This window comes from Pseudomonas sp. MF5691 (genome assembly GCF_016405645.1).
GTDB classification, from domain to species: domain Bacteria; phylum Pseudomonadota; class Gammaproteobacteria; order Pseudomonadales; family Pseudomonadaceae; genus Aquipseudomonas; species Aquipseudomonas shahriarae.
On record NZ_JAEKDC010000015.1, the window covers coordinates 1 to 20,645 of the forward strand.

The 20,645-nt window shown below is 62.8% G+C and carries 16 protein-coding genes and 4 pseudogenes; 9 read left to right on the forward strand and 11 right to left on the reverse strand.

Annotated elements, in window-relative coordinates:
* The 5 genes and pseudogenes from JFT44_RS20120 to JFT44_RS20140 form a co-directional block, all read left to right on the forward strand.
* Positions 1-773: integrase core domain-containing protein (locus JFT44_RS20120; RefSeq protein ID WP_198831054.1), on the forward strand; the 773-nt coding region annotated here is incomplete at its 5' end.
* A gap of 37 nt (positions 774-810) precedes the next feature.
* Positions 811-1,335, forward strand: a pseudogene (locus JFT44_RS20125) (MetQ/NlpA family ABC transporter substrate-binding protein); the annotation flags it as partial.
* Positions 1,336-1,337: 2 nt separating this feature from the next.
* Positions 1,338-2,453: a methionine ABC transporter ATP-binding protein gene (locus tag JFT44_RS20130; RefSeq protein WP_198831055.1), complete on the forward strand. Its 1,116-nt coding sequence runs from the start codon at positions 1,338-1,340 to the stop codon at positions 2,451-2,453.
* A complete protein-coding gene (locus tag JFT44_RS20135) occupies positions 2,443-3,087 on the forward strand; it encodes a methionine ABC transporter permease (protein WP_057957985.1) in 645 nt (214 codons plus the stop codon). Before JFT44_RS20130 ends, JFT44_RS20135 begins: the two co-directional genes overlap by 11 nt.
* A gap of 40 nt (positions 3,088-3,127) precedes the next feature.
* Positions 3,128-3,763, forward strand: a complete 636-nt coding sequence (locus JFT44_RS20140) for a bifunctional 2-polyprenyl-6-hydroxyphenol methylase/3-demethylubiquinol 3-O-methyltransferase UbiG (RefSeq protein ID WP_057444596.1) — start codon at positions 3,128-3,130, stop codon at positions 3,761-3,763.
* 392 nt (positions 3,764-4,155) lie between these two features.
* Here the strand turns inward: JFT44_RS20140 and JFT44_RS20145 are convergent.
* The 4 genes and pseudogenes from JFT44_RS20145 to JFT44_RS20160 form a co-directional block, all read right to left on the reverse strand.
* Positions 4,156-6,391 (reverse strand): annotated as a pseudogene (locus JFT44_RS20145) (glycoside hydrolase).
* A 259-nt stretch (positions 6,392-6,650) separates the two neighbouring features.
* Entirely contained in the window at positions 6,651-9,701 is a 3,051-nt protein-coding gene (locus JFT44_RS20150; RefSeq protein WP_198831056.1) for an efflux RND transporter permease subunit, read from the reverse strand.
* The gene (locus tag JFT44_RS20155; RefSeq protein WP_057957981.1) at positions 9,698-10,768 is read right to left on the reverse strand and encodes an efflux RND transporter periplasmic adaptor subunit; all 1,071 of its coding nucleotides are present in this window, start codon (positions 10,766-10,768) and stop codon (positions 9,698-9,700) included. Before JFT44_RS20155 ends, JFT44_RS20150 begins: the two co-directional genes overlap by 4 nt.
* Positions 10,765-11,868, reverse strand: coding sequence for an efflux RND transporter periplasmic adaptor subunit (locus JFT44_RS20160; protein ID WP_198831057.1), 1,104 nt, complete (start codon positions 11,866-11,868; stop codon positions 10,765-10,767). The genes JFT44_RS20155 and JFT44_RS20160 overlap by 4 nt, the downstream gene beginning before the upstream one ends.
* Positions 11,869-12,014: 146 nt before the next feature.
* Between JFT44_RS20160 and JFT44_RS20165 the strand changes: the two genes are divergently transcribed.
* Positions 12,015-13,175, forward strand: coding sequence for an AAA family ATPase (locus tag JFT44_RS20165; RefSeq protein ID WP_198831058.1), 1,161 nt, complete (start codon positions 12,015-12,017; stop codon positions 13,173-13,175).
* Between the two features lie 21 nt (positions 13,176-13,196).
* Here JFT44_RS20165 and JFT44_RS20170 read toward each other — a convergent pair.
* From JFT44_RS20170 to JFT44_RS20200, 7 genes and pseudogenes are all read right to left on the reverse strand, one after another.
* Positions 13,197-13,628, reverse strand: a pseudogene (locus tag JFT44_RS20170) (ABC transporter permease subunit); the annotation flags it as partial.
* A pseudogene (locus JFT44_RS20175) lies at positions 13,609-14,034 on the reverse strand (ABC transporter permease subunit). The pseudogenes JFT44_RS20170 and JFT44_RS20175, both read right to left, overlap by 20 nt.
* Positions 14,035-14,561: 527 nt before the next feature.
* A complete protein-coding gene (locus JFT44_RS20180) occupies positions 14,562-15,344 on the reverse strand; it encodes a MetQ/NlpA family ABC transporter substrate-binding protein (RefSeq protein ID WP_057437018.1) in 783 nt (260 codons plus the stop codon).
* A 149-nt stretch (positions 15,345-15,493) separates the two neighbouring features.
* Positions 15,494-16,420, reverse strand: a complete 927-nt coding sequence (locus tag JFT44_RS20185) for a sigma 54-interacting transcriptional regulator (protein WP_057957978.1) — start codon at positions 16,418-16,420, stop codon at positions 15,494-15,496.
* 50 nt (positions 16,421-16,470) lie between these two features.
* A complete protein-coding gene (locus tag JFT44_RS20190; RefSeq protein ID WP_032856553.1) occupies positions 16,471-17,052 on the reverse strand; it encodes an alpha/beta hydrolase in 582 nt (193 codons plus the stop codon).
* Positions 17,053-17,154: 102 nt separating this feature from the next.
* Positions 17,155-17,334: a hypothetical protein gene (locus tag JFT44_RS20195; RefSeq protein ID WP_057957977.1), complete on the reverse strand. Its 180-nt coding sequence runs from the start codon at positions 17,332-17,334 to the stop codon at positions 17,155-17,157.
* Positions 17,335-17,400: 66 nt separating this feature from the next.
* Positions 17,401-18,252 carry a LysR family transcriptional regulator gene (locus tag JFT44_RS20200; protein ID WP_057957984.1) on the reverse strand — a complete coding sequence of 284 codons (852 nt, stop codon included), beginning with the start codon at positions 18,250-18,252 and terminating at the stop codon, positions 17,401-17,403.
* Positions 18,253-18,406: 154 nt separating this feature from the next.
* Here JFT44_RS20200 and JFT44_RS20205 point away from each other — a divergent pair, with 154 nt between their 5' ends.
* From JFT44_RS20205 to JFT44_RS20215, 3 genes are read left to right on the forward strand one after another with little or no spacing between them, the layout of a single operon-like run.
* A complete protein-coding gene (locus JFT44_RS20205) occupies positions 18,407-19,021 on the forward strand; it encodes an ankyrin repeat domain-containing protein (RefSeq protein ID WP_233093229.1) in 615 nt (204 codons plus the stop codon).
* Positions 19,018-19,485, forward strand: coding sequence for a nucleoside deaminase (locus JFT44_RS20210; RefSeq protein ID WP_057957975.1), 468 nt, complete (start codon positions 19,018-19,020; stop codon positions 19,483-19,485). The genes JFT44_RS20205 and JFT44_RS20210 overlap by 4 nt, the downstream gene beginning before the upstream one ends.
* Entirely contained in the window at positions 19,472-20,644 is a 1,173-nt protein-coding gene (locus JFT44_RS20215) for a CynX/NimT family MFS transporter (protein WP_198791973.1), read from the forward strand. The genes JFT44_RS20210 and JFT44_RS20215 overlap by 14 nt, the downstream gene beginning before the upstream one ends.
* The last annotated feature ends 1 nt before the right edge of the window (position 20,645 follow it).

The window sequence follows — 20,645 nt, forward strand, 5'->3', positions numbered from 1 at the left end:
CAAAGCCCCTGTGCAAGGCAGAGACCCCAAATCAGCTCTTTAGCGCTGACTACAAGGGGCAGTTTCTGACAGGGGCCGGAGTGTGGTGTTATCCGCTGACGATCATGGACCATGCCAGCCGCTTTCTACTGGCCTGCCAGGGCATGCGCAATACCAACTTCAAAGAAACCCAACAAACCTTCGAGCGTGTTTTTCGCGAGTATGGCTTGCCTGAACGTATTCGGACCGACAACGGCATACCGTTTGCCAGCACGGGCCGTGCAGGGTTATCACAGCTGTCGATCTGGTGGCTGCGGTTGGGGATTATCCCTGAGCGAATTGAGCCCGGCCGCCCAGATCAGAATGGGCGCCATGAAAGGATGCACCGAACCCTGAAAAGCACTTTGCCCCAACCAGCGGCGATTGCTTGGGAAGCTCAGCAGAAACACTTTGATCGCTTTATGCAGCACTATAATCATGAGCGAGGGCACGAGGCGCTTGGCCAGAAAACACCAGCCTCATGTTATTTGCCCTCACCCCGCGCTTACCCGGAAAAGCTGCCTGAAATGGGGTATGCGAGCCACGTGGAGTGTTACCTGGCTGATAGTAATGGAATCATCAATCGAGCAGGTCTTAGGATCTACATAGGCAATCTGCTCAAGCATCAGACCATTGGAATGGAGCTAATTCGAGATGATGTCTGGGAGGTGATCTTCGGGCCTGTGATCCTAGGCCGTGTCGATGCTAGAGACGCAAAGAACGGGTATGTTTCAATCAAAGTGTCACCTATGTGAATGCACTTTTTTGTAACCTATGTGGTTGTCCCGTACAGGTTTTGACCTGGTGCCGTTCAAGCCGGGGATCATCAACAACGTCGGTCTGTACTCGAAAAAATTCAAAAGCTTCGATGAGCTGCCCCAGGGCGCCAGCGTGGCCATCGCCAACGACCCGATCAACAGCGGGCGCGGCCTGCAGTTGCTGGCCAAGGCCGGCCTGATCACCCTCAAGCCGGGCGTGGGCTACAAGGCCACCGAAGACGACATCGTCGCCAACCCGAAAAAGCTCAAGATCCTGCAGGTCGAAGCGGTGCAGCTAGTGCGCGCCTATGACGACGCCGACCTGGTGCAGGGCTACCCGGCCTATATCCGCCTGTCCAAGACCTTCAATGCCGAGTCGGCGCTGCTGTTCGATGGCCTTGACCACCCGGAATACGTGATCCAGTTCGTGACCCAGCCCAAGGGCACAACCGACCCACGGGTGATCAAGTTCGTCGAGATCTACCAGCATTCGCCGGTGGTCCGCGCGGCCCTGGATAAATCCCTGGGCACGCTGTACCAAGTCGGCTGGGAAGGCTGAATATGAGCGCCGCCAATGCCCAACTGCGCGACCTGGGCACACTGCCCAGGGACGCGCAACAGACAGAGCTACACCCTGACTTGAACCACGCCCATGTGCGTTTTATCAACCTGGGCAAAACCTACGACGGCACGGTGCATGCGCTGCAAGGCATCGACCTGGCGATCCAGCGTGGCGAAGTGTTCGGCATCATCGGCCGCAGCGGCGCCGGCAAGTCGTCGCTGATCCGCACCATCAACCGCCTGGAACAACCCAGCAGCGGCCGAGTGCTGATCGACCAGGTGGATATCGGCGATTTCGACGAAGACCATCTGGTGGCCTTGCGGCGACGCATCGGCATGATCTTCCAGCACTTCAACCTGATGTCGGCCAAGACCGTGTGGCAGAACGTCGAGCTGCCACTGAAAGTCGCCGGTGTGCCCAAGCCGCAACGCGAGCACAAGGTCCGCGAGCTGCTGGAGCTGGTGGGTTTGCAGGACAAGCACCAGGCGTACCCGGCGCAGTTGTCCGGCGGGCAGAAGCAACGGGTGGGCATCGCCCGCTCGCTGGTGCACGACCCGCAGATCCTGCTGTGTGACGAAGCCACCTCGGCCCTGGACCCGGAGACCACCCAGTCGATCCTCGGCCTGTTGCGCGAGATCAATCAGCGCCTGGGCCTGACCATCGTGCTGATCACCCACGAGATGGCGGTGATCCGCGAAATCTGCGACCGCGTGGTGGTGCTGGAACACGGGCGGATCGTCGAGCAAGGCCCGGTGTGGGAAGTGTTTGGCAACCCCAAGCATCAGGTCAGTAAAACCCTGCTCGCGCCCCTGCAACATGGCTTGCCCGAGGAACTGCAAAAGCGCCTGCGGGCCACGCCAGCGTCGGTGGATGCGGCCGTGGTGCTGCGCCTGCAATTTACCGGCGCCAGCGCGGATGAACCGGACCTCGCCACACTGTTCAGTGCCCTGGGTGGGCGCGTGCGCCTGCTGCAAGGCGGGGTCGAGCGCATCCAGGGCCACGCCCTGGGGCAATTGCTGCTGGCAGTGACCGGCTCCGCCCTGGACGCCGACACATTACGCACCCGCGCCACGCGCTGGGCACAACAGGTGGAGGTGCTGGGCTATGTGGTTTGATCGTTTATTGCAGGGCGCCATCGACACCTTGCTGATGGTCGGCGTGTCGTCGTTGATCGCGCTGCTGGTGGGTATCCCGCTGGCGGTGTTCCTGGTCACCAGCGACAAGGGCGGCATCTACCAGGCCCCCGCGTTGAATAGGGTGCTGGGGGCGTTCGTCAATCTGTTCCGCTCCATCCCGTTCCTGATTCTGATGGTGGCGCTGATCCCCTTCACCCGGCTGATTGTGGGCACCACCTACGGTGTATGGGCCGCCGTGGTACCACTGACCATCGCCGCCACGCCGTTCTTTGCGCGAATCGCCGAGGTCAGCCTGCGGGAAGTCGACCATGGCCTGATCGAAGCCGCCCAGGCCATGGGCTGCCGGCGCTGGCATATCGTCAGGCATGTGCTGTTGCCGGAAGCGCTGCCGGGGATTGTCGGCGGGTTCACCATTACTCTGGTGACCATGATCAACTCGTCGGCCATGGCCGGAGCGATTGGCGCCGGTGGCCTGGGGGATATTGCCTACCGCTACGGCTACCAGCGTTTCGACAGCCAGATCATGCTCACGGTGATTGTGTTGCTGGTCCTGCTGGTGGCCGCGATCCAACTGGGTGGCGATCGCCTGGCGCGCGGGCTGAACAAGCGCTGAGGTATAGTCGGCACCTCTCTTTGCCCTGGTGCCGACTGCCATGAAACTCGCCCCCGACGACCTCGACCAGATCACCTCTACCACCCTGGGTCACTACAACCAGGTGGCCGAAGATTTTCGCGAAGGTACCCGCGACCATGATGTGAGCCAGAACATCGACGCGTTGCTGCGGCATATCCAGGCGCAGGCGCCGTTTACCGTGCTGGACTTCGGCTGCGGACCGGGGCGGGATTTGCAGACCTTCACCCGGCTTGGGCATATCGCCGTAGGCCTGGATGGCGCCGAGCGTTTCGCGCAGATGGCGCGCCAGGACAGCGGCTGTGAAGTACTGCACCAGGACTTCCTCAAACTGGATCTGCCGGCCGCGCGCTTCGACGGAATTTTTGCCAATGCGGTGCTGTTTCATATCCCCAAGCAGGAACTGCCGCGCATTCTCCAGCAACTGCAGGCTGCGCTGAAACCGGGTGGGGTGTTGTTCAGCTCCAACCCCAGGGGGGAAAACCAGGAGGGCTGGAACGGCCCGCGTTATGGCTCGTATCACGACCTTGCGGCCTGGCAGGCGCTGCTGACCACCGCAGGGTTTGTGGAGTTGGAACACTACTATCGCCCGGCAGGACTGCCGCGCGAGCAGCAGCCTTGGTTGGCCAGTGTGTGGCGTAAGGTAGGGGCTGTCTGAGCGGACGCTATCGCAGCGATGCGGCGACCCGACAAGCCAGCTCCCACATTGGTTTGTGGCGTGTCCAGAATTCCCTGCCGGGTCGAGCTCCCCTGTGGGAGCGGGCTTGCCCGCGATGGCGGTAGTACAGGCACTATCTTTGGTGGCTGACATACCGTCATCGCAGGCAAGCCAGCTCCCACATTGGTTTGTGGTGTGTCCAGAATTCCCTGCCTGGTCGAGACCCCCCTGTGGGAGTGGGCTTGCCCGCGATGGCAGTAGTACAGGCACTATTTTTGGTGGCTGACATACCGTCATCGCAGGCAAGCCAGCTCCCACATTGGTTTGTGGCGTGTCCAGAATTCCCTGCCGGGTCGAGCTCCCCTGTGGGAGCGGGCTTGCCCGCGATGGCCTCAAGGGCGCTGCTGAGCCACCTGATACACCACCGGACTTTCACCCACCACCCACGCCGTCACACTCTGCCCCGCATACCCGTCCCTCTCCTCCTGCGCAAAGTTGGCCACCAACCGTGTGCCATCGGCAAACGTGGTCTGCTGCACCAGCCGGTCGTTGCTCAGCCAGCGAAAATCCGTCATTGCCTGGGTCGCCAGACGCTCATGCAACGGCCGGAAGAACCCATCCTGACGCTGGATCATCGGCAAGCGCTGCTTCAAGGTAGCGGCGCTCAGATGATAGAGCGGCGGCACGTTGTACAGCAGTTGGGCCAGCTCGTTTTCCGCCTGCACATTGCTCAGCTTCAGGCTGTCGAACAACCAGTGATGGCTGGTAATGACCGAACCATGGAACACCGCCTGATACAGCGGCAGGCGCATCGCCGGGGCAAAGTACACGCTGCGCAGCGGCTCTTTGAGCGGCACGCGTTTGAAGAACACCGCCGGTTCCTCCGGTGGATACCAGGCCCCCACGTAGTACGGTGATTGCTTGTCCTGGGTCATCTCACGATCACCCCAGCCCATGACCGGGGTTTGCATGCCATGGGCGAACAACACGCCGCGAGCGGTGGTGGCGTTGCCATCTTCGGAACCCACCGGTAACTGGAGGTGGCTGGCGATCCAGCGGGCGGCGTCGATGTTGCCTTGGGCGTTCTGCGCCTGGGTCATGCCCAGCACCGAGCGATAGCTGTAACAGCATGCCGGTGGCATAGGCGTCGAGGAACCAGGCATTGAACCCGGCCTTGGCCTGCACCGCCGTCACCCGCGCCTCCAGCAATGGGCGGACGCAGCGCGGGTCGGTGTAGTGCCCGGACTTCTGGAAGCCGGTCTTGAGCTGGCCGTTCTTCAACATGATCGCGCAGTCGCGATAGGCGCGGCTGCCCAGGTGCGCGGTGGTCCAGTCGGGGTTTTCGCTGGCTGCCAGGGCAGTTTCATAGGAGTCGTAAGGCGCCATCAAGTACCCGGCCGCGACCCCGTCACGCACCGCCTCCGGGTGCCAGAGCCCGCCCTCCCAGCCTTCGCCCAGGGTCAGCAGCAGGCGTGGCAGGCCACTCTCCTGCAGGGTCTTGATCGTCGTCGCGGATAACGTGCTGCCCCAGGTTTCGGGGTTGGCACGCAAGGCACCGGCAAACGCCAGTGCCAGTTGCTGGCGCAGTGCGCCGTAGCCTTGGGCAAGCGCGGGCATGTCGGGCTCGGTCGTGGCTTGCCAGCCCTGGCGCGCCTTTTTGTTGAGCGCCGCGTTGAGCCCTCTGAGCAACACAGCTTGCTGGTAGCGATCCAGAAACGGCTGGGGGGCTTGCACCACCTGTGTCGCCTCCGAGTCCAGTAGGCCATTGAGTTGTGCGCCCAAGCCATCGGGTGCACGCAGTACGGTGCGTAACTGCTCCCAATCGCGCACATCGCCCAGGCCCAGCAGGTCATTGCCCCACAGGTAGACGTGGCTGGCACCCAATAGCTTTTCGCCGGCCGGCAGGCGTTGCAGTTTGTCGGCCAACGGCTCGTAGAGCCCCTGTTCCACCAGCCATTGGCGGTAGCGCTTGGCACCGGCCAGCAAATCGGCCTCGCCCAGATTCAGGCGCAGGGTCATGGGCGCGGTGGGGTCCAGGGCGGTGAATTCATGATGCAACGACAAGCCCAGGCGCGGGCCCTCGGCCTGCCACTGCAAACGGTTGTTGTAGGGGTTGGTCAGCAGCCAGTTGAGGGTGAAGCTTGCGTGATCGACGCCCCATAACGGCAGGCTCAGGTCCTGGGTGCTGTTGACATCCCCCTGCTCCAGCAAAAAGCGCTGCCAGAGGCTGTTGCCGGCTGGCACGTAATGCCCCTCGGCGAGCGGCCAGATCAGGCCCTTGCCCATGGCGCTGGCCGGCTGGCGGACGATCTCCAGCTCGCCGGCCTCGCGGGCGGTGATGGTCAGGATCAGGTCACGCTGGTCCAGGGTGGCGTTCAGCCGATAGGCACCGTTGTCCCATTGCCAGTTGGCGTGTTGAGTGGACTGTTGCAACTGGCTGACCTTATGGGTAGCCACGCCGCTGGAGGCCTGCACCGGCTCGCCGCCGGAAGGGGTCACGCGCACGGCCAGGTTCGCCGGGTCGAGCTCGATGCGCCATTGGGGGTTTTCCAGAACGGTGCCGGCAACGGCCAGTGGCGACAGCAGCAGCACGCAGATGCACAAGGCTCGGCGCAGGTTAAGGGTCATGACGTGGGCCTTCACAGGAGCGAAAGCCCGAGGGTAAAACAGTTCGTTGACCGGAACTAATCCAATACACATTTAGAGAGTTTTCCCACTGCCTGCCCTTGTGGCGAGGGGGCTTGCCCCCGTTGGGCTGCGCAGCGGCCCCTGTAAGATCCACCGGGTTGTATCAGACACACTGAGGTGGCCGGTTTTGGGGCTGCTTCGCAGCCCAACGGGGGCAAGCCCCCTCGCCACAATAGTGATGCCCAACAGCGTGTTTGCCTTATGGCGCGGCCTGAGGCTCGCGGATTTTGTACCAGGCCACATACAACGCCGGCAAAAACAGCAGCGTCAGCAGGGTGGCGATGATGATCCCGCCGATCATCGCGTAGGCCATCGGCCCCCAGAACACTTCCCGGGCGATGGGGATCATGCCCAGGCTGGCCGCCGCCGCCGTCAGCAGGATCGGCCGGCGCCGGTGCTCGGTGGCCTGCACCACCGCGTCCCATGGCGTGTAGCCTTCCTGTTCATAGGCGTCGATCTGGGTCACCAGGATCACCGAGTTGCGGATGATGATGCCGATCAGCGCGAGGATCCCCAGGATCGCCACAAAGCCCATGGGCGTACCCGTGGGAATCAGCGCCAGGACCACGCCAATCAGGCCCAGCGGGGCCACGCTGGCCACCAGGAACATCTTCTGCACGCTGTGCAACTGGATCATCAGGAAGGTCGCCATCAAGAACAGCATCAACGGCACCACGCTGGCAATCGGGCCCTGGGCCTTGCCGCTTTCCTCCACGGTACCGCCGGTAGCGACCGTGTAGCCCACCGGCAAACCGGCGCTGAATTTCTCGATTTCCGGCTTGAGCTGCTTGACCAGATCGGTCGGCTGCATCTCGTCGCGCACGGCGGCCTTGATGGTGATGGTCGGCTTGCGATCGCGACGCCACACCAGCGGCTGCTCCAACTCGTAACGCACGGTGGCAAAGGCCAGCAGCGGGATCGAAGTGCCGCTGGGCGTGACGATCTGCAGGTTCTGCAAGGTTTCCGGAGTGCCGCGCTCGGCGTCTTCGGCACGGCCGACCACGTTGATCAGGTAGATATCGTCGTGCACCTGGGTCACCGCCGAGCCGCTGACCACGCTGTTCATCAACTGCGCCACGTCTTCGGACGACAGCCCGAGCTGGCGCGCCTTGTCCTGGGCAATATCGATCCGCAGCACTTTGCCCGGCTCGTTCCAGTCATAGATGATCTCGCCCAGGTGGCTGTTTTTATCCAGCAACGTCGCCAGCTCGATGGCGTGTTTACGCACCTGGTCGATGTCCTTGCCCGACACCCGATACTGGATCGGCCGCCCGACCGGCGGGCCCATTTCCAGGGGTTGGACAAAGCTGCCGACGCCCACGAAATCATCGCGCAAGCGCTGTTGCAGGCGCTCGATCAACGCGCCGCGCTCCTCCAGGCCCTTGCTGACGATCACCAACTGCGCGTAGTACGGGTTCTCCAGTTGCTGGTCCAGGGGCAGGTAGAAGCGGATCGCGCCCTGGCCGATGTAGGTGCTCCAGCGCGCGATATCCGGGTCGTCCTTGATGATCGCTTCCAGCCGGTCCACGGCCTTGCGCGTTTCATTGATCGAGGCGTTTTGCGGCAGGTTGAGGTCGACGAGGATCTCCGGGCGATCCGACGACGGGAAAAACTGGTTCTGCACAAACTGCATGGAAAACACCGACGCCGCAAACAGCAGCACCGTCAGGCCAATCGCCCACCAGCGATTGCGCATGGCCCACAGCATGCCGGCGTTGAACACCCGCCCGACCCGCCCCGGCTCGTCACTGTGGGGTTTGACCTTGGTGCTGAGGATATGCACGCCGATCACCGGCGCAAACAACACGGCCACCACCCACGACACCAGCATCGCCACGGCAATCACCGCAAACAGGGTAAAGGTGTACTCACCCGCCGAGCTGGCGTTAAGGCCAATCGGTACAAAGCCGGCCACGGTCACCAGGGTGCCGGTGAGCATCGGGAACGCGGTGGAGGTGTAGGCGAAGGTCGCCGCCTGCTCCAGGGTCTCGCCCTTTTCCAGGCGCGTGATCATCATTTCCACGGTGATCATCGCGTCATCCACCAGCAAACCGAGGGCGATGATCAACGCGCCCAGCGACACCCGCTGCATGGTGATGCCGCTGTACTCCATAAAGACAAATACCAGCGCCAGCACCAGCGGGATCGAGCACGCCACCACCAGCCCGGCACGCAGGCCGAGACTGATAAAGCTCACCACCAGCACGATGATCACCGCTTCGAACAGCGCACTGGTGAAGCCACCGACGGCCTCTTCCACCACCTCGGCCTGGTCCGACACCTTATGCACGCCGATGCCCACCGGCAGGTCGGCAGTCAGCTCATCCATACGCTGGTGGAGCGCCTTGCCGAATTCCTGGATATTGCCGCCCTTCTGCATGGCGATGGCCAGGCCGATGGCTTGCTGGCCATTGAAACGAAACATCGGCCGCGCCGGATCCACATAACCACGGCTGATATCCGCGATATCCGCCAGGCGATAAAAGCGGTCATTGAGCCGCAGGTTGACGTCGGCCAGATCCTTCTCCGAGGCAAATTGCCCGGAGGTACGCACCGAAATCCGCTCCGGCCCGGCCTCGATCACCCCGGCCGGGGTCACCGCGTTCTGCGATTGCAGGCTCTGCACCACTTGCCGTTGGTCAATCCCCAGGGCGGCGAGTTTGCGCGTGGAAAAATTCAGGTAAATCACTTCGTCCTGCTGGCCGATCATCTCGACCTTGCCCAACCCCGGCACCGCCCGGATCTCGGCGCGCACCTGTTCGACGTAGTTGCGCAGTTGGCGCATCGACATGCCATCGGCGGTAAAGGCATACACCGAGCCAAATACATCGCCGAACTCGTCGTTGAACGACGGACCCTGCAAGCCTTGGGGGAAGGTGCCGCGAATGTCGTCGACCTTCTTGCGCACCTGGTACCAGATCTCGGGGATCGCCTTGGCGCTGGTGGTGTCTTTGAGGAACACGAAAACCGTGGACTCACCGGGCCGGGTGTAGCTTTTCACGTAATCCAGCGAGTCCAGCTCTTCGAGCTTTTTCTCGATGCGGTCGGTGACCTGCTTGAGGGTTTCTTCCTGGGTCGCGCCCGGCCAGCGGGTCTGGATCACCATGGTCTTGATGGTGAAGGACGGATCTTCTTCACGCCCCAGGTTCATGTAGGAAAACACGCCCATCAGCAGCGCAACGAACATCAGGTACCAGACGAAGGACTGATGCTTGAGCGCCCAGTCGGATAAGTTGAAGCTCCCTTTCATCGTGGGCTGTCCTCGTCGGTTTTGACTTTTTGTCCGGGCTTGAGGCTGTTGACGCCGGCGCTGACCACACGCTCGCCAGGCTGCACCCCACCGCTGAGCACAACACTGCTGGCATCACGGCTGACCAGGGTCACGTCACGGGGCTGCACGGTCTGCTGCTGCAGATCCATGACCCAGATGCGGGTCTTGCCCTCGACGTCCTGCACCGCGCTGGCGGGCAGTTCGATACGTGGGGCGATGGCCGAGCTCAAGGTCACACTGATCGCCGTGCCCAACCGGAACGCCGGGGGCGTCTGGGCCAGGGTCAGGCGCGCGCGACGGGTGCGGGTGGCGCTTTGTGCCTGGGGCTCGATCTCGCGCACGGTGGCGGTGGTGTTGATGCCGGGCTCCAACTGGCTGGCTACCAGAAACACCACATCGGGCGGCAAGCGCTCGGCCAGGCCAGCCGGCAGGTCGATCACCGCTTCCTTGATATCCGGGCGGGCCAGGGTCACTACTTGCTGGCCGGCGCTGACCACCTGGCCGGCTTCGGCATTCCAGGCGGTCACGATGCCGCCGTGGTCGGTGCGCAGTTCGGCGTAGTTGAGCTGATCCCTGGCCTGGGCCACCGACGCCTTGGCCTGGTCGAGAGAGGCCTGGGTGGTTTTCAGGTCGGTCTGGGCAATGTCCAGTTGCGCCTGGGCGCCGACGCCACGGTTGAACAGTTCCTGCTGGCGGCGTGCATTGGCCTGGGCATTGATAAATTGCGCCTGGACCCGCGCCAGTTCGCCCTGGGCGGCGCGCAACTGGTTCTGCTGGTCGGTGGGGTCAAGCACCGCCAGCAAGGCGCCCTTGCTCACTTCGGCGCCCACATCCACCGCGCGCCGGGCAATGCGACCGGGCACTCGGAAGCCCAGGTTGCTTTCGTAGCGTGCCTGGATCGTACCGGCGAAGCGCCCGAGGTTTTCCTGGTCTTCAGCTTTCACCTCGACCCAGAGCACTGGCCTTATAGGCTCCGGCGCCGGCTCTTCCTTGGAACAGGCGATCAGCAACAGGCTGCTGGCGAGGATCAGCGTCAGGCGCTTCATGGCTGCACTCCGCTGGCCTGGGCCTGGTCCGGCGCCTGGGCGATCTCCACCAACATGCCTGGGTGCAGCAATTGCCCGCCGGCCACCACGACTTTTTCGCCGCCTTTGAGGCCATCGCTGATGATCACTTTGCCGGTCAGGTAGCGCGCGACAGTGACCTTGTGCAATTGCGCCTTGCCGTCACCGTCCACCAGCCACACGGCAGGCTCGCTGAGGTCTTTGGTCAGTGCCGCCCAGGGCAGCTCGACGCTGGGTTTGGCTTGCCCATTGGCAGTGGCACTGACGACCGACCCCAGTTGCATGCCCTTGGGCAAGGCATCCAGGGCGATCTTTACTTGCACCGTGCCGCTGTTGGCGGCGACGGCCGGGGTCACTTCACGCACTCGGCCCACGGCCTTGATGCCCGGGTTGTCCAGCAGGCTGACGGTGATTGGTACATCCGGCACAGGCTCCGCCAGCAGCGATTCGTAGACGTTGAACACCGCATCGCGCTCGCCATCACGGGCCAGGCTGAAAATCGGCACGGTGGCCTGCACCACCTGGCCGACTTCGGCCTGCCGCGCGGTAATCACCCCCGGCGCTTCGGCGATCAACGCCGTATAGCCCAGTTGCTCACGGGCGTTGGCCAACTGCGCCTGCGCGGCCGCCAGGGCACTTTGGCTGCTGCGCAATGCAGCCTGGGCGGCGTCGTATTCGCTGCGGCTGGTGTAGCCCTTGGGCAGGAGTTTTTCCTGGCGCACAAAGGCCGCGGCCGTCTGTTTGACCCGTGCCTGTTCCGCCACCACCTGGGCCTGGGCGGAATCGACATTGGTCTGCAAATCCTTGGGATCGAGCTTGGCCAGCACTTGCCGGGCTGTCACGCGGTCGCCGACATCGACCATGCGCTGGATAATTTTGCCGCCGACGCGGAACGACAAATCGGTCTGCACCCGCGCCTGGATATCCCCGGTAAGGGTCACTGCGGCGGCGAAATCGGTCGGCTGCACCGTTTGCACAAACACCCTTGAATGGGCCTTGGGTTCAGGTTTTTCCTGGCCACAGCCGCTCAGCAATGCCAGCAGGGCAAGGCCACAAATAACTGTTGAGGTGGGACCGCCCATGCAGACTCCTTTCGCGTAATACTGACGTGCCAGTGTGTATGCGACTGTGAGCTTAGTTCAGGGTTCCACCTTCATCTTTTACAGGCCTGCGATGATGCGGTTCTACGCGATAAGATGTTGGTCCATGCCGGCGCGGAACGCCCTCAATGCTCAAGACCTTAGCGGTAGCCAATTACCGCTCGATCAATAAATTGGTGGTACCGCTGGATCGGCTGAACCTGATCACCGGCCCCAATGGCAGCGGCAAGTCCAACCTGTACCGCGCCTTGCGCCTGCTGGCAGAAACCGCCCAGGGCGGCGTGATCAATGCGCTGGCCCGTGAAGGGGGCCTGGATTCGACGTTCTGGGCCGGCCCCGAAAACGTCAGCCGGCGCATGCTCAATGGCGAAATCCCGGTACAAGGCAGCGTGGCCCAAGGCGCCAAGCGCTTGCGCCTGGGCTTTGCCGGGGAGGATTTCAGCTACGCGATTTCCCTGGGCTTGCCAGTACCCAGCTCGTCGTATTTTTCCCTCGACCCCGAGATCAAGAAGGAATGCATCTGGGCCGGTCACGTCTATCGCCCGGCCAGCCTGCTGGTGCAGCGCTCCGGGGCGATGGTGCGCGCCCGAGACGGGCAGGCCTGGGATGTGCTGGCCCAGCACACGCCGAACTACCACAGCCTGTTCGACCAGGTCGGCAGCCTGCACGGCTCGCCGGAAGTGCTGATGCTGCGCGAAAGCATTCGTGGCTGGCGCTTCTACGATCACTTTCGCAGCGACGCCGATGCACCTGTGCGCCAGCCGCAACTGGGTACGCGCACGCCGGTGCTGCATCACGATGGCCGCGACCTCGCGGCCGCGTTGCAGACCATCCGCGAAACCGGCAATCCCGAGGCATTGCAGCAGGCGGTGAGTGATGCGTTCCCCGGCGCACGCCTGCATATCGAGCCGTTGCAGGGCGGACGTTTTACCATTGAGTTTTATCAGGAAGGCTTGCTGCGGCCACTATCGGCGGCAGAGTTATCGGACGGCACCTTGCGTTACCTGCTGCTGATCGCCGCCCTGCTGACGCCACGCCCGCCGACGATGATGGTGCTCAACGAACCGGAAACCAGCCTGCACCCGGACCTGTTGCCGGCCTTGGCGCGCCTGATTATCCAGGCATCAAGGCACTGCCAGGTGTGGGTGGTGTCCCATGCCAGCCGCTTGATTGCGGCGTTGCAGCAGGATGAGGGATGCAATTCGATTGTGCTGGAGAAGGTGCTGGGGCAGACGCAGATTGTGGGGCAGCGGGTGTTGGATGAGCCGGCCTGGCATTGGCCGAGTTAGGCGGTGCCTGCACCGGCCTCAGATCAATACCGACTCATAGGTGCGCTCGATGATTTGCTGGCCGACCTTGATCACATCCACCACGCCGATCAGCACCGCCAGGGAACTGGTCTTGATGATCCGCGTGTAGACGTTGATGGTTGGCGGCGTCATGCGCTTGAGCGCCTGGGGCAGCAGCACGTAGCCATAGAGTTGCGGCGCCGACAAGCCAATCGGCAGGCCAAAAAACAGCAGATACAGCCACACCAGCACCGGAATCGCGCGGAACAATTCCAGGTAAATGCGCAGCAGCAGGTTGATCGCGCGCGCATTCAAAGTGCGCAGCACCCCATACACCACCCCGCCAATCGTGCTGAAGGCGATGCTCAAAAACGAAATCGACAGGGTTTGCGCAGCGCCCTTGCCCAGTTGCGGCAACGACACCCACAACAACTCAAGACCCGAACTGGCCATGCTGGAGCCTCCTTTCCAGACGGCTGAGCAGCAGCGACAGCGGCAAGAACAGCAGCACGCAAATCAGCGTGAGCACGGCGAGCATTTCGTAAGTCTTGTAGTAGAGGGCGATGTAGCTTTTGGTGGTCTAGAGAATCACTGGCGCCGCCACTGCCGAAACCACTGTGGTTTCCTTGAGCAAAAAAATGAAATTGGCGAACAGCGCCGGCAGGCTGAGGATCCCGGCCTGGGGCAGGATCACATGGCGCAGCAACTGCCAGTCGGACAGGCCGATGGACTTGCCCGACTCGATCAGCGCCACCAGCAGCGAGGTGCCAATGGCGATCAAGCCCACTTGCAGGGTTACCCCCACGGCCTTGAGAAACGCCGGCAGGGTGCTGAGGATAAACGCGTAGTCTAAGGTCATTTCAAGTCCTGGGCGCCGCAGGGGTAATGCGGCGTAAACGCAGTCCGGTTCGACGCGGTAACGTCGGCAGAAGCTGACTTTAAAGGTATAAAAACCAAAATTTAAATACCGAAATAGCATATTGATATCACCCAAAAAGCTAACCTGCGGATTCGCCGGGATGGCAGGTGACAGCTATTGTTCTGGGGGATGTAGGAAGGGTCTTTTTTCAGCGCTGAACCACAAGGAAGGACAGCGCATGGCCAGACTGAGGGCCATTTAACCAGCGAGGGAATGACAGATGAACGAGGCGAAACCGATTGATCCGCAGGACTTGGTGAAGTGGCTGGTGGCGCTGCGGCGGGCGATCAACCGCCGGGATTAACAGGCATAACACCAACCCAATGTGGGAGCAGGCTTGTGTGGGAGCTGGCTTGCCTGCGATGCAGACACCTCGGTTTATCAGTATTACCGAGGTGATGCTATCGCAGGCAAGCCAGCTCCCACACAAGCTCAGCTCCCACATTTCTTGAAGGGGGTTTGGCAAATCAGAACGCTGGCAAGACCGCGCCGCTGTATTTCTTCTCGATGAAGGCTTTGACTTCAGGGCTGGTCAGGGCCTTGGACAGTTTCTGGATCGCGGCGCTGTCCTTGTTGTCTGGACGAGCCACCAGATAGTTCACGTACGGCGAGTCGGCGCCTTCAATGATCAGTGCATCCTTGGCTGGGTTCAGGCCGGCTTCCAGGGCGTAGTTGGTGTTGATCATGTCCAGGTCAACCTGGTCCAGGACGCGCGGCAGCAGGGCCGATTCCAGCTCCTTGAACTTCAGGTTCTTCGGGTTGCTGGCGATATCCTTTGGCGTGGACAGGGCGTTTTTCGGGTCCTTGAGGGTAATCAGGCCGGCCTTTTGCAGCAGCAACAGGGCGCGACCGCTGTTGGAGCCTTCGTTGGGAATGGCCACGGTGGCGCCGTCTTTCAGGTCTTCAAGCTTGGTGACTTTCTTCGAGTAGCCGCCAAACGGTTCTACGTGCACGCCAATCACGGTGACCAGGTTGGTGCCTTTACCCTTGTTGAAGTTTTCCAGGTACGGCAGGGTCTGGAAGTAGTTGGCGTCCAGGCGCTTCTCGGCCACTTGCACGTTCGGTTGCACGTAGTCGGTGAAGACTTTGATTTCCAGGTCCACGCCTTCTTTGGCCAGGGTCGGCTTGATCAGCTCAAGGATCTCGGCGTGCGGCACCGGGGTGGCCGCGATCACCAGTTTTTCGTTGGCTTGAGCGATACCGGCAGTCAGGGCAGCCGCCAGGGCGGTGAACAACAGAACCTTTTTCATGCAGTGTCCTTAATCGAAAATCCGGGACGTCGGTGACGGCCACTTCTTATGGGGGTGCCAGCGATGTGCTATCGCGGCGTGGAATGGACAATACCGATATTTTTTATTCCCGAACAATACCTTTTATTCACGTTGATATTCCATTTTGTTCATACAGAGCCCAAGCCCCGAAACAGACGCGTCAACGCTGCGCGCTCGACTTCGCTGCCGCTGCTCAGGATCTGTCGCACCTGCTGCTCAATCTGCGCCACCGACGCCACCGGCAGGTTCAGATGCTCCGGCAGGATCTCATCGCCACTGCTGACCAGCAGCGCAAAGTGGATCACGTTCTCCAGCTCCCGCGTATTGCCCGGCCAGCTGTGTTGCTCCAGCAGCCGCTGCGCGTCCTCACTGATTAGCGGCACCGGCAAGTCCAGGCGCTGGCTGTAGATGCCCAGGAAGTACTCGGCCAGGGACAGGATGTCGCCTACGCGCTCGCGCAGCGCCGGCAGCTCCAGTTGGCCTTCGCTGAGGTAATGGAATAGGCGCTCGTGGAACTTGCCGACGGCCACGGCCTGGGCCAGGTCGATGCTGGTGGCGGCGACCAGGCGCACATCCACCGGGCTCGGTTGATGCGCCCCTACGCGGGTGACTTCGTGGTTTTCCAGGGCGGCGAGCAGCTTGATCTGGATCGGCAGCGGCAAGTCGCCGATCTCATCGAGGTACAAGGTGCCGCCGTTGGCCGAGCCGAACCAACCGGCCCGGCTGCTGGCCGCGCCGCTGTGGCTGCCGGCGGCATAGCCGAACAGTTCGGCATCGGCATAAGTCGGGCTGATCGCACCGCAGTTGACCGACACAAACAAGCCGCTGCGGTCACTGCCGCGATGGACATGGCGCGCCAGCAGCTCTTTACCGCTGCCGGTTTCGCCGCGAATCAGTACGGGCAAGGCACGCGGGGCCAGGCTTTCGAGGTCTTCGCGCAGTTGCCGGGAACGGGGGTCGACAAATACCAGCGCCTTGGCGCGGATGCTCAAGGGGCTTTTTTCGGCGTCGGGGAAGGTCAGCAACGGCTGGCCGAAGGTTTCATGCAGGCTCATGGCAGGCTCCCGCCCCGTTTCCATTCAAGGGACGGGGCGTTGAAAAGGTATTAGGCGCGGCGTCGGGAGTGATGCTCCAGACGGTTTTGCAGGCGATAGAGGTAGGCGAAACCCTGCTCCCAGCGCTGGTGGCCGGACTTCACGTTGATATGCCCGGCACCTGCGAGAATCCCGGCTTCAGCCCCCCAGTTACGCGCCAGCTCCAGGGCCCGAGGGGCGCTGACCGCACTGTCGTTGTCGGAGCTGACGACCTGGCTGGGAAACGGCAACAGGTCACGGGGAATCGGTGCAAAGTTGCGCAACGCCGGCGCACACGCCGGGCGCTCGACATCTGCCGGGGCCACCAGCAAGGCCCCACGCACCTGGCGCAGGAACTGCAACGGCGCGCTGGCCGCCCAGTGCGCCACCGTGATGCAACCCAGGCTGTGGGCGATAAGAATCACCGGGGTACTGTCGGCCGCAATGGCTTCGGCCAGGGCCGCCACCCAGTCTTCACGGCGCGGGGTCAACCAGTCGGCCTGCTCCACGCGGGCGCTGTTGGGCAGGCTGTTCTGCCAATGGGTTTGCCAATGATCTTCTGGCGATCCTTGCCAGCCCGGCACGATCAGGTAACGGATCAACTCGCTGTGCATGGGTGTGCCCTCCTGCAGCGTTTAACGTTGCTGACCAGTATAGGGACGGGGCATATATTCGTTAAGGAATAAGAAGCTATTTATTAATAACCAAAAACACAGTCACTTCAATAAAGCCGGGGTCTTCAGGTACGCGGCGTTGGCTGAAGACCCCGGCGCCGGCAGGGAAAAACCGAGGCTCATCGGTGGAACTTCCGGCGGCACAATCGGCAGTACCGGCACCGGTTTCTGGCTGACCCAGTAGATCACCGCGCCATGCAGCGCCAGCGTCAACAGGCCCACTAAAATGCGTTCACGGCGACTTCAGGATGCTTTACGCGCCTGCAAAATATTCCTCAAAGGCATGCCTCAGCGCGGGTTGGCCTCGCATAAATCCCACAATTGCCGCTGCAGGCTCTGCCCCGCCGCCCCCATCCCATTGCGCCCATACAGCGCCAGCCGCACGCCCTGCACCGCGGGCAAACCACTGTCGGCGCCGAGCACCACATGCCCGGCCTGCACCACTCGCTCAGGCAGCAGGCTGATGCCCAACCCCGCCGCCACCGCCGAACACACACTGGCCAGGCTCGCGCTGGAATAGCCAATGCGCCAGCGCCAGCCACCGACCTCCAGATGCTGGAGCATTTCATTGCGGTACAGGCCGCCCACCGGGAACGCCACCAAGGGCAATGGATCGCGGCCCAGGGCCGGCATGTGGCGGCTGTCGACCCAGCACAACGGCTCCGGCCAGGAGGCCAGGCAGTCGTCGCTGTCGCCCATCTGCTTGACCAGCAACACATCGAACTCACCGCCGCGATACTGGCGCAACAGCGCCGGCCCCAGGCCGCTGGTGACCTCCAGGCGCACCCGTGGGTAGGCCACGACAAACGCCGACAGCAACGGCATCAAGCGCTCGGCGGCAAAATCTTCGGGCACGCCCAGGCGCAGCACGCCGTCGCTCTGCTGGTTGATCAGCACATCGGCGGCTTCTTCGTTGAGTGCCAGGATGCGCCGCGCATAGGCCAGCAGGCGCTCGCCCTCGACCGTCGCCACCACCCGGCGCTGATCCCGGTCGAGCAAGCGGCAGCCGACACTGTCTTCCAGGCGGCGCAATTGCTGGCTGACCGTAGATTGGGTCAAGTGCAGGCGCTCGGCGGCGCGGGTGAAATTCGCGCAATCCACGACGGCGACAAAACTGCGCAACAGCACGGGATCGAACATGGGCACCACCATCTCGTTTGCCACTGGTTGGCATGGTTATATTTAATTTCAGAATACCCCAGGCGGTGGCCATACTTCGCGTTCATTGCACTGAAGCGAGGTTCCCATGGCATGGCCCATTCCTTTCAAAACCGCCGTGCTGGCGCTGGGGTTGATGGTGGCGAGTAGCGCCATGGCGGCCGATAAAGATCTGCTCGACGCCGTGCGCGGCGGGCAGTTGGCACAGGTCGAACAGTTGCTGGCCAAGGGCGTTGACCTTGATGTCCGCGCCATTGATGGCAGCACCCCGCTGTTGCTGGCCACCCAGGCCAATCGCATCGACATCGCCCGCGCCCTGATCGAAGCCGGGGCTGATGTGAACCGCAAGAACCTGATGCAAGACAGCCCCTACCTGCTGGCCGGCGCCAGCGGCCACGATCAGATCCTGGCCATGACCCTGGCCCATGGCGCCGATCTCAAGAGCACCAATCGCTACGGTGGCACCGCCCTCATTCCTGCCTGTGAGCGCGGGCACGTGCAAACCGTGCGCCTGCTGATCGACGCTGGAGTCGACGTCAACCACGTCAACCGCCTGGGCTGGACCGGCCTGATGGAAGCCATCGTGCTCTCGGACGGCGGGCCGCCGCATCAGCAAATCGTCGCCATGCTGATCGCTGCCGGCGCCGACGTGAACCTGCCCGACCGCGACGGCGTCAGCCCACTGCAACAGGCGCAAAAACGTGGTCAGGTCGCCACCGCCCAGCGCCTGCAAGCAGCCGGTGCGCAATGAGTTCACAGAACGATCAAGCCTGGCTGCAGCGCGCCGTGGCCCTGGCGCAGGACAACGTGGCCCAGGGTGGACGGCCGTTTGGCGCCGTCCTGGTCAAGGACGGTGCAGTGCTGGTGGAAGCGGTCAACCAGATCCACCTCGACCAGGACCCCACCGCCCATGCCGAGATGCTCGCCATGCGCCGCGCCAGCCAACAGCTCGGTACGCGCCTTGAAGGCTGTGTGATCTACGCCAGCGGCCAGCCGTGCCCGATGTGCCTGGGCGCGATGTACCTGTGCGGCGTGTCCCGCGTGGTGTTTGCCGCGAGCAATGAAATGGCGGCACCTTTTGGCCTGTCGACCGCAGCGATTTACCAACAGATGAGCCTGCCATTGACCGCCCAGCAACTGCCCGTCGAGCACCTGCCTGTGCCGGCCATGCAAGCCCTTTACCGCCAATGGAAGACCCTGCATGCCCCTGAATAAATCCCTCGCCGGCTGGGGCCTGCTGGTCGTGCTGGGCCTCAACCTGCGGCCGATCCTCAGCTCTATCAGCCCGTTGCTCGGGGAAATCCGCCTGGCCACCGGCTTGAGTTTCCAGAGCAGTGCCCTGCTCACCAGCCTGCCGGTGGTGTGCATGGGTTTGGTGGCGCTGGTGGGCATCCGCGTCGAAGCGCAGTTGGGCGAGCGGCGCGGGATTGCCCTGGGCTTGATGATGATCCTGCTGGCGTGCCTGGCGCGCTGGCTGCTGGGCCAGGCACCGGCGCTGCTGGCCACGGCCTTGCTGGGCGGGGCCGGGGTGGCGCTGATCCAGGCGCTGGTGCCGGCGATGATCAAGCGCCAGTTCCACCACCGGGTGCCGCTGGCGATGGGGGTGTATTCGGCCTCGTTGATGGGGGGCGGTGGCTTGGCGGCGCTGCTCAGCCCGCTGGTGGCCAGCCATTTCCAGCACTGGCAGGCCGGCCTCGGCATCTGGCTGCTGCCGGCGCTCGGCGCGTTGCTGCTGTGGGCATGGCTGCCGTTGGGCGCGGCGAAAAACCTGCAGGCGACGGCGCCGCTCAAGGGCCTGCGCAATCGCCGTGCCTGGTTGCTGGCGCTGTATTTCGGCCTGGTGAATTGCGGGTACATGAGCATGGTGGCGTGGCTGCCGGCGTACTACCAGCAACTGGGTTGGGGCGTGCTGCCCAGCGGCTCGCTGCTGGCGTTCATGACGATTTTCCAGGTGATCGCCGCGCTGTTGATGCCGGCGCTGGCGCAACGCGGTATCGACCGCCGGCCCTTGCTGACCATCAGCCTGCTGGCCCAGACCGTGGGCTACCTCGGCCTGCTGCTGGCGCCGCTGCAATACCCGCACCTGTGGGTGGCGCTGATCGGCTTCGGCCTGGGGGCGTGCTTTGCCCTGAGCCTGCTGTTGACCCTGGACCATCGCCGCGACCCACGGGAAGCCGGGCAACTGGCGGCATTCGTGCAGGGCGTGGGCTTTTTGATCAATGCTGTGTCGCCATGGATGACCGGCTGGCTGCGCGAACTCACTGGCAGTTTTGTCAGCGCCTGGGTGGTGCTGGCCGTGACGGTGATCGCGATGCTGGTGGTGACCCGGGTCTTCAGCCCGGCCACCTACCGCAGCGCCACCGTCCCTGGCTAGA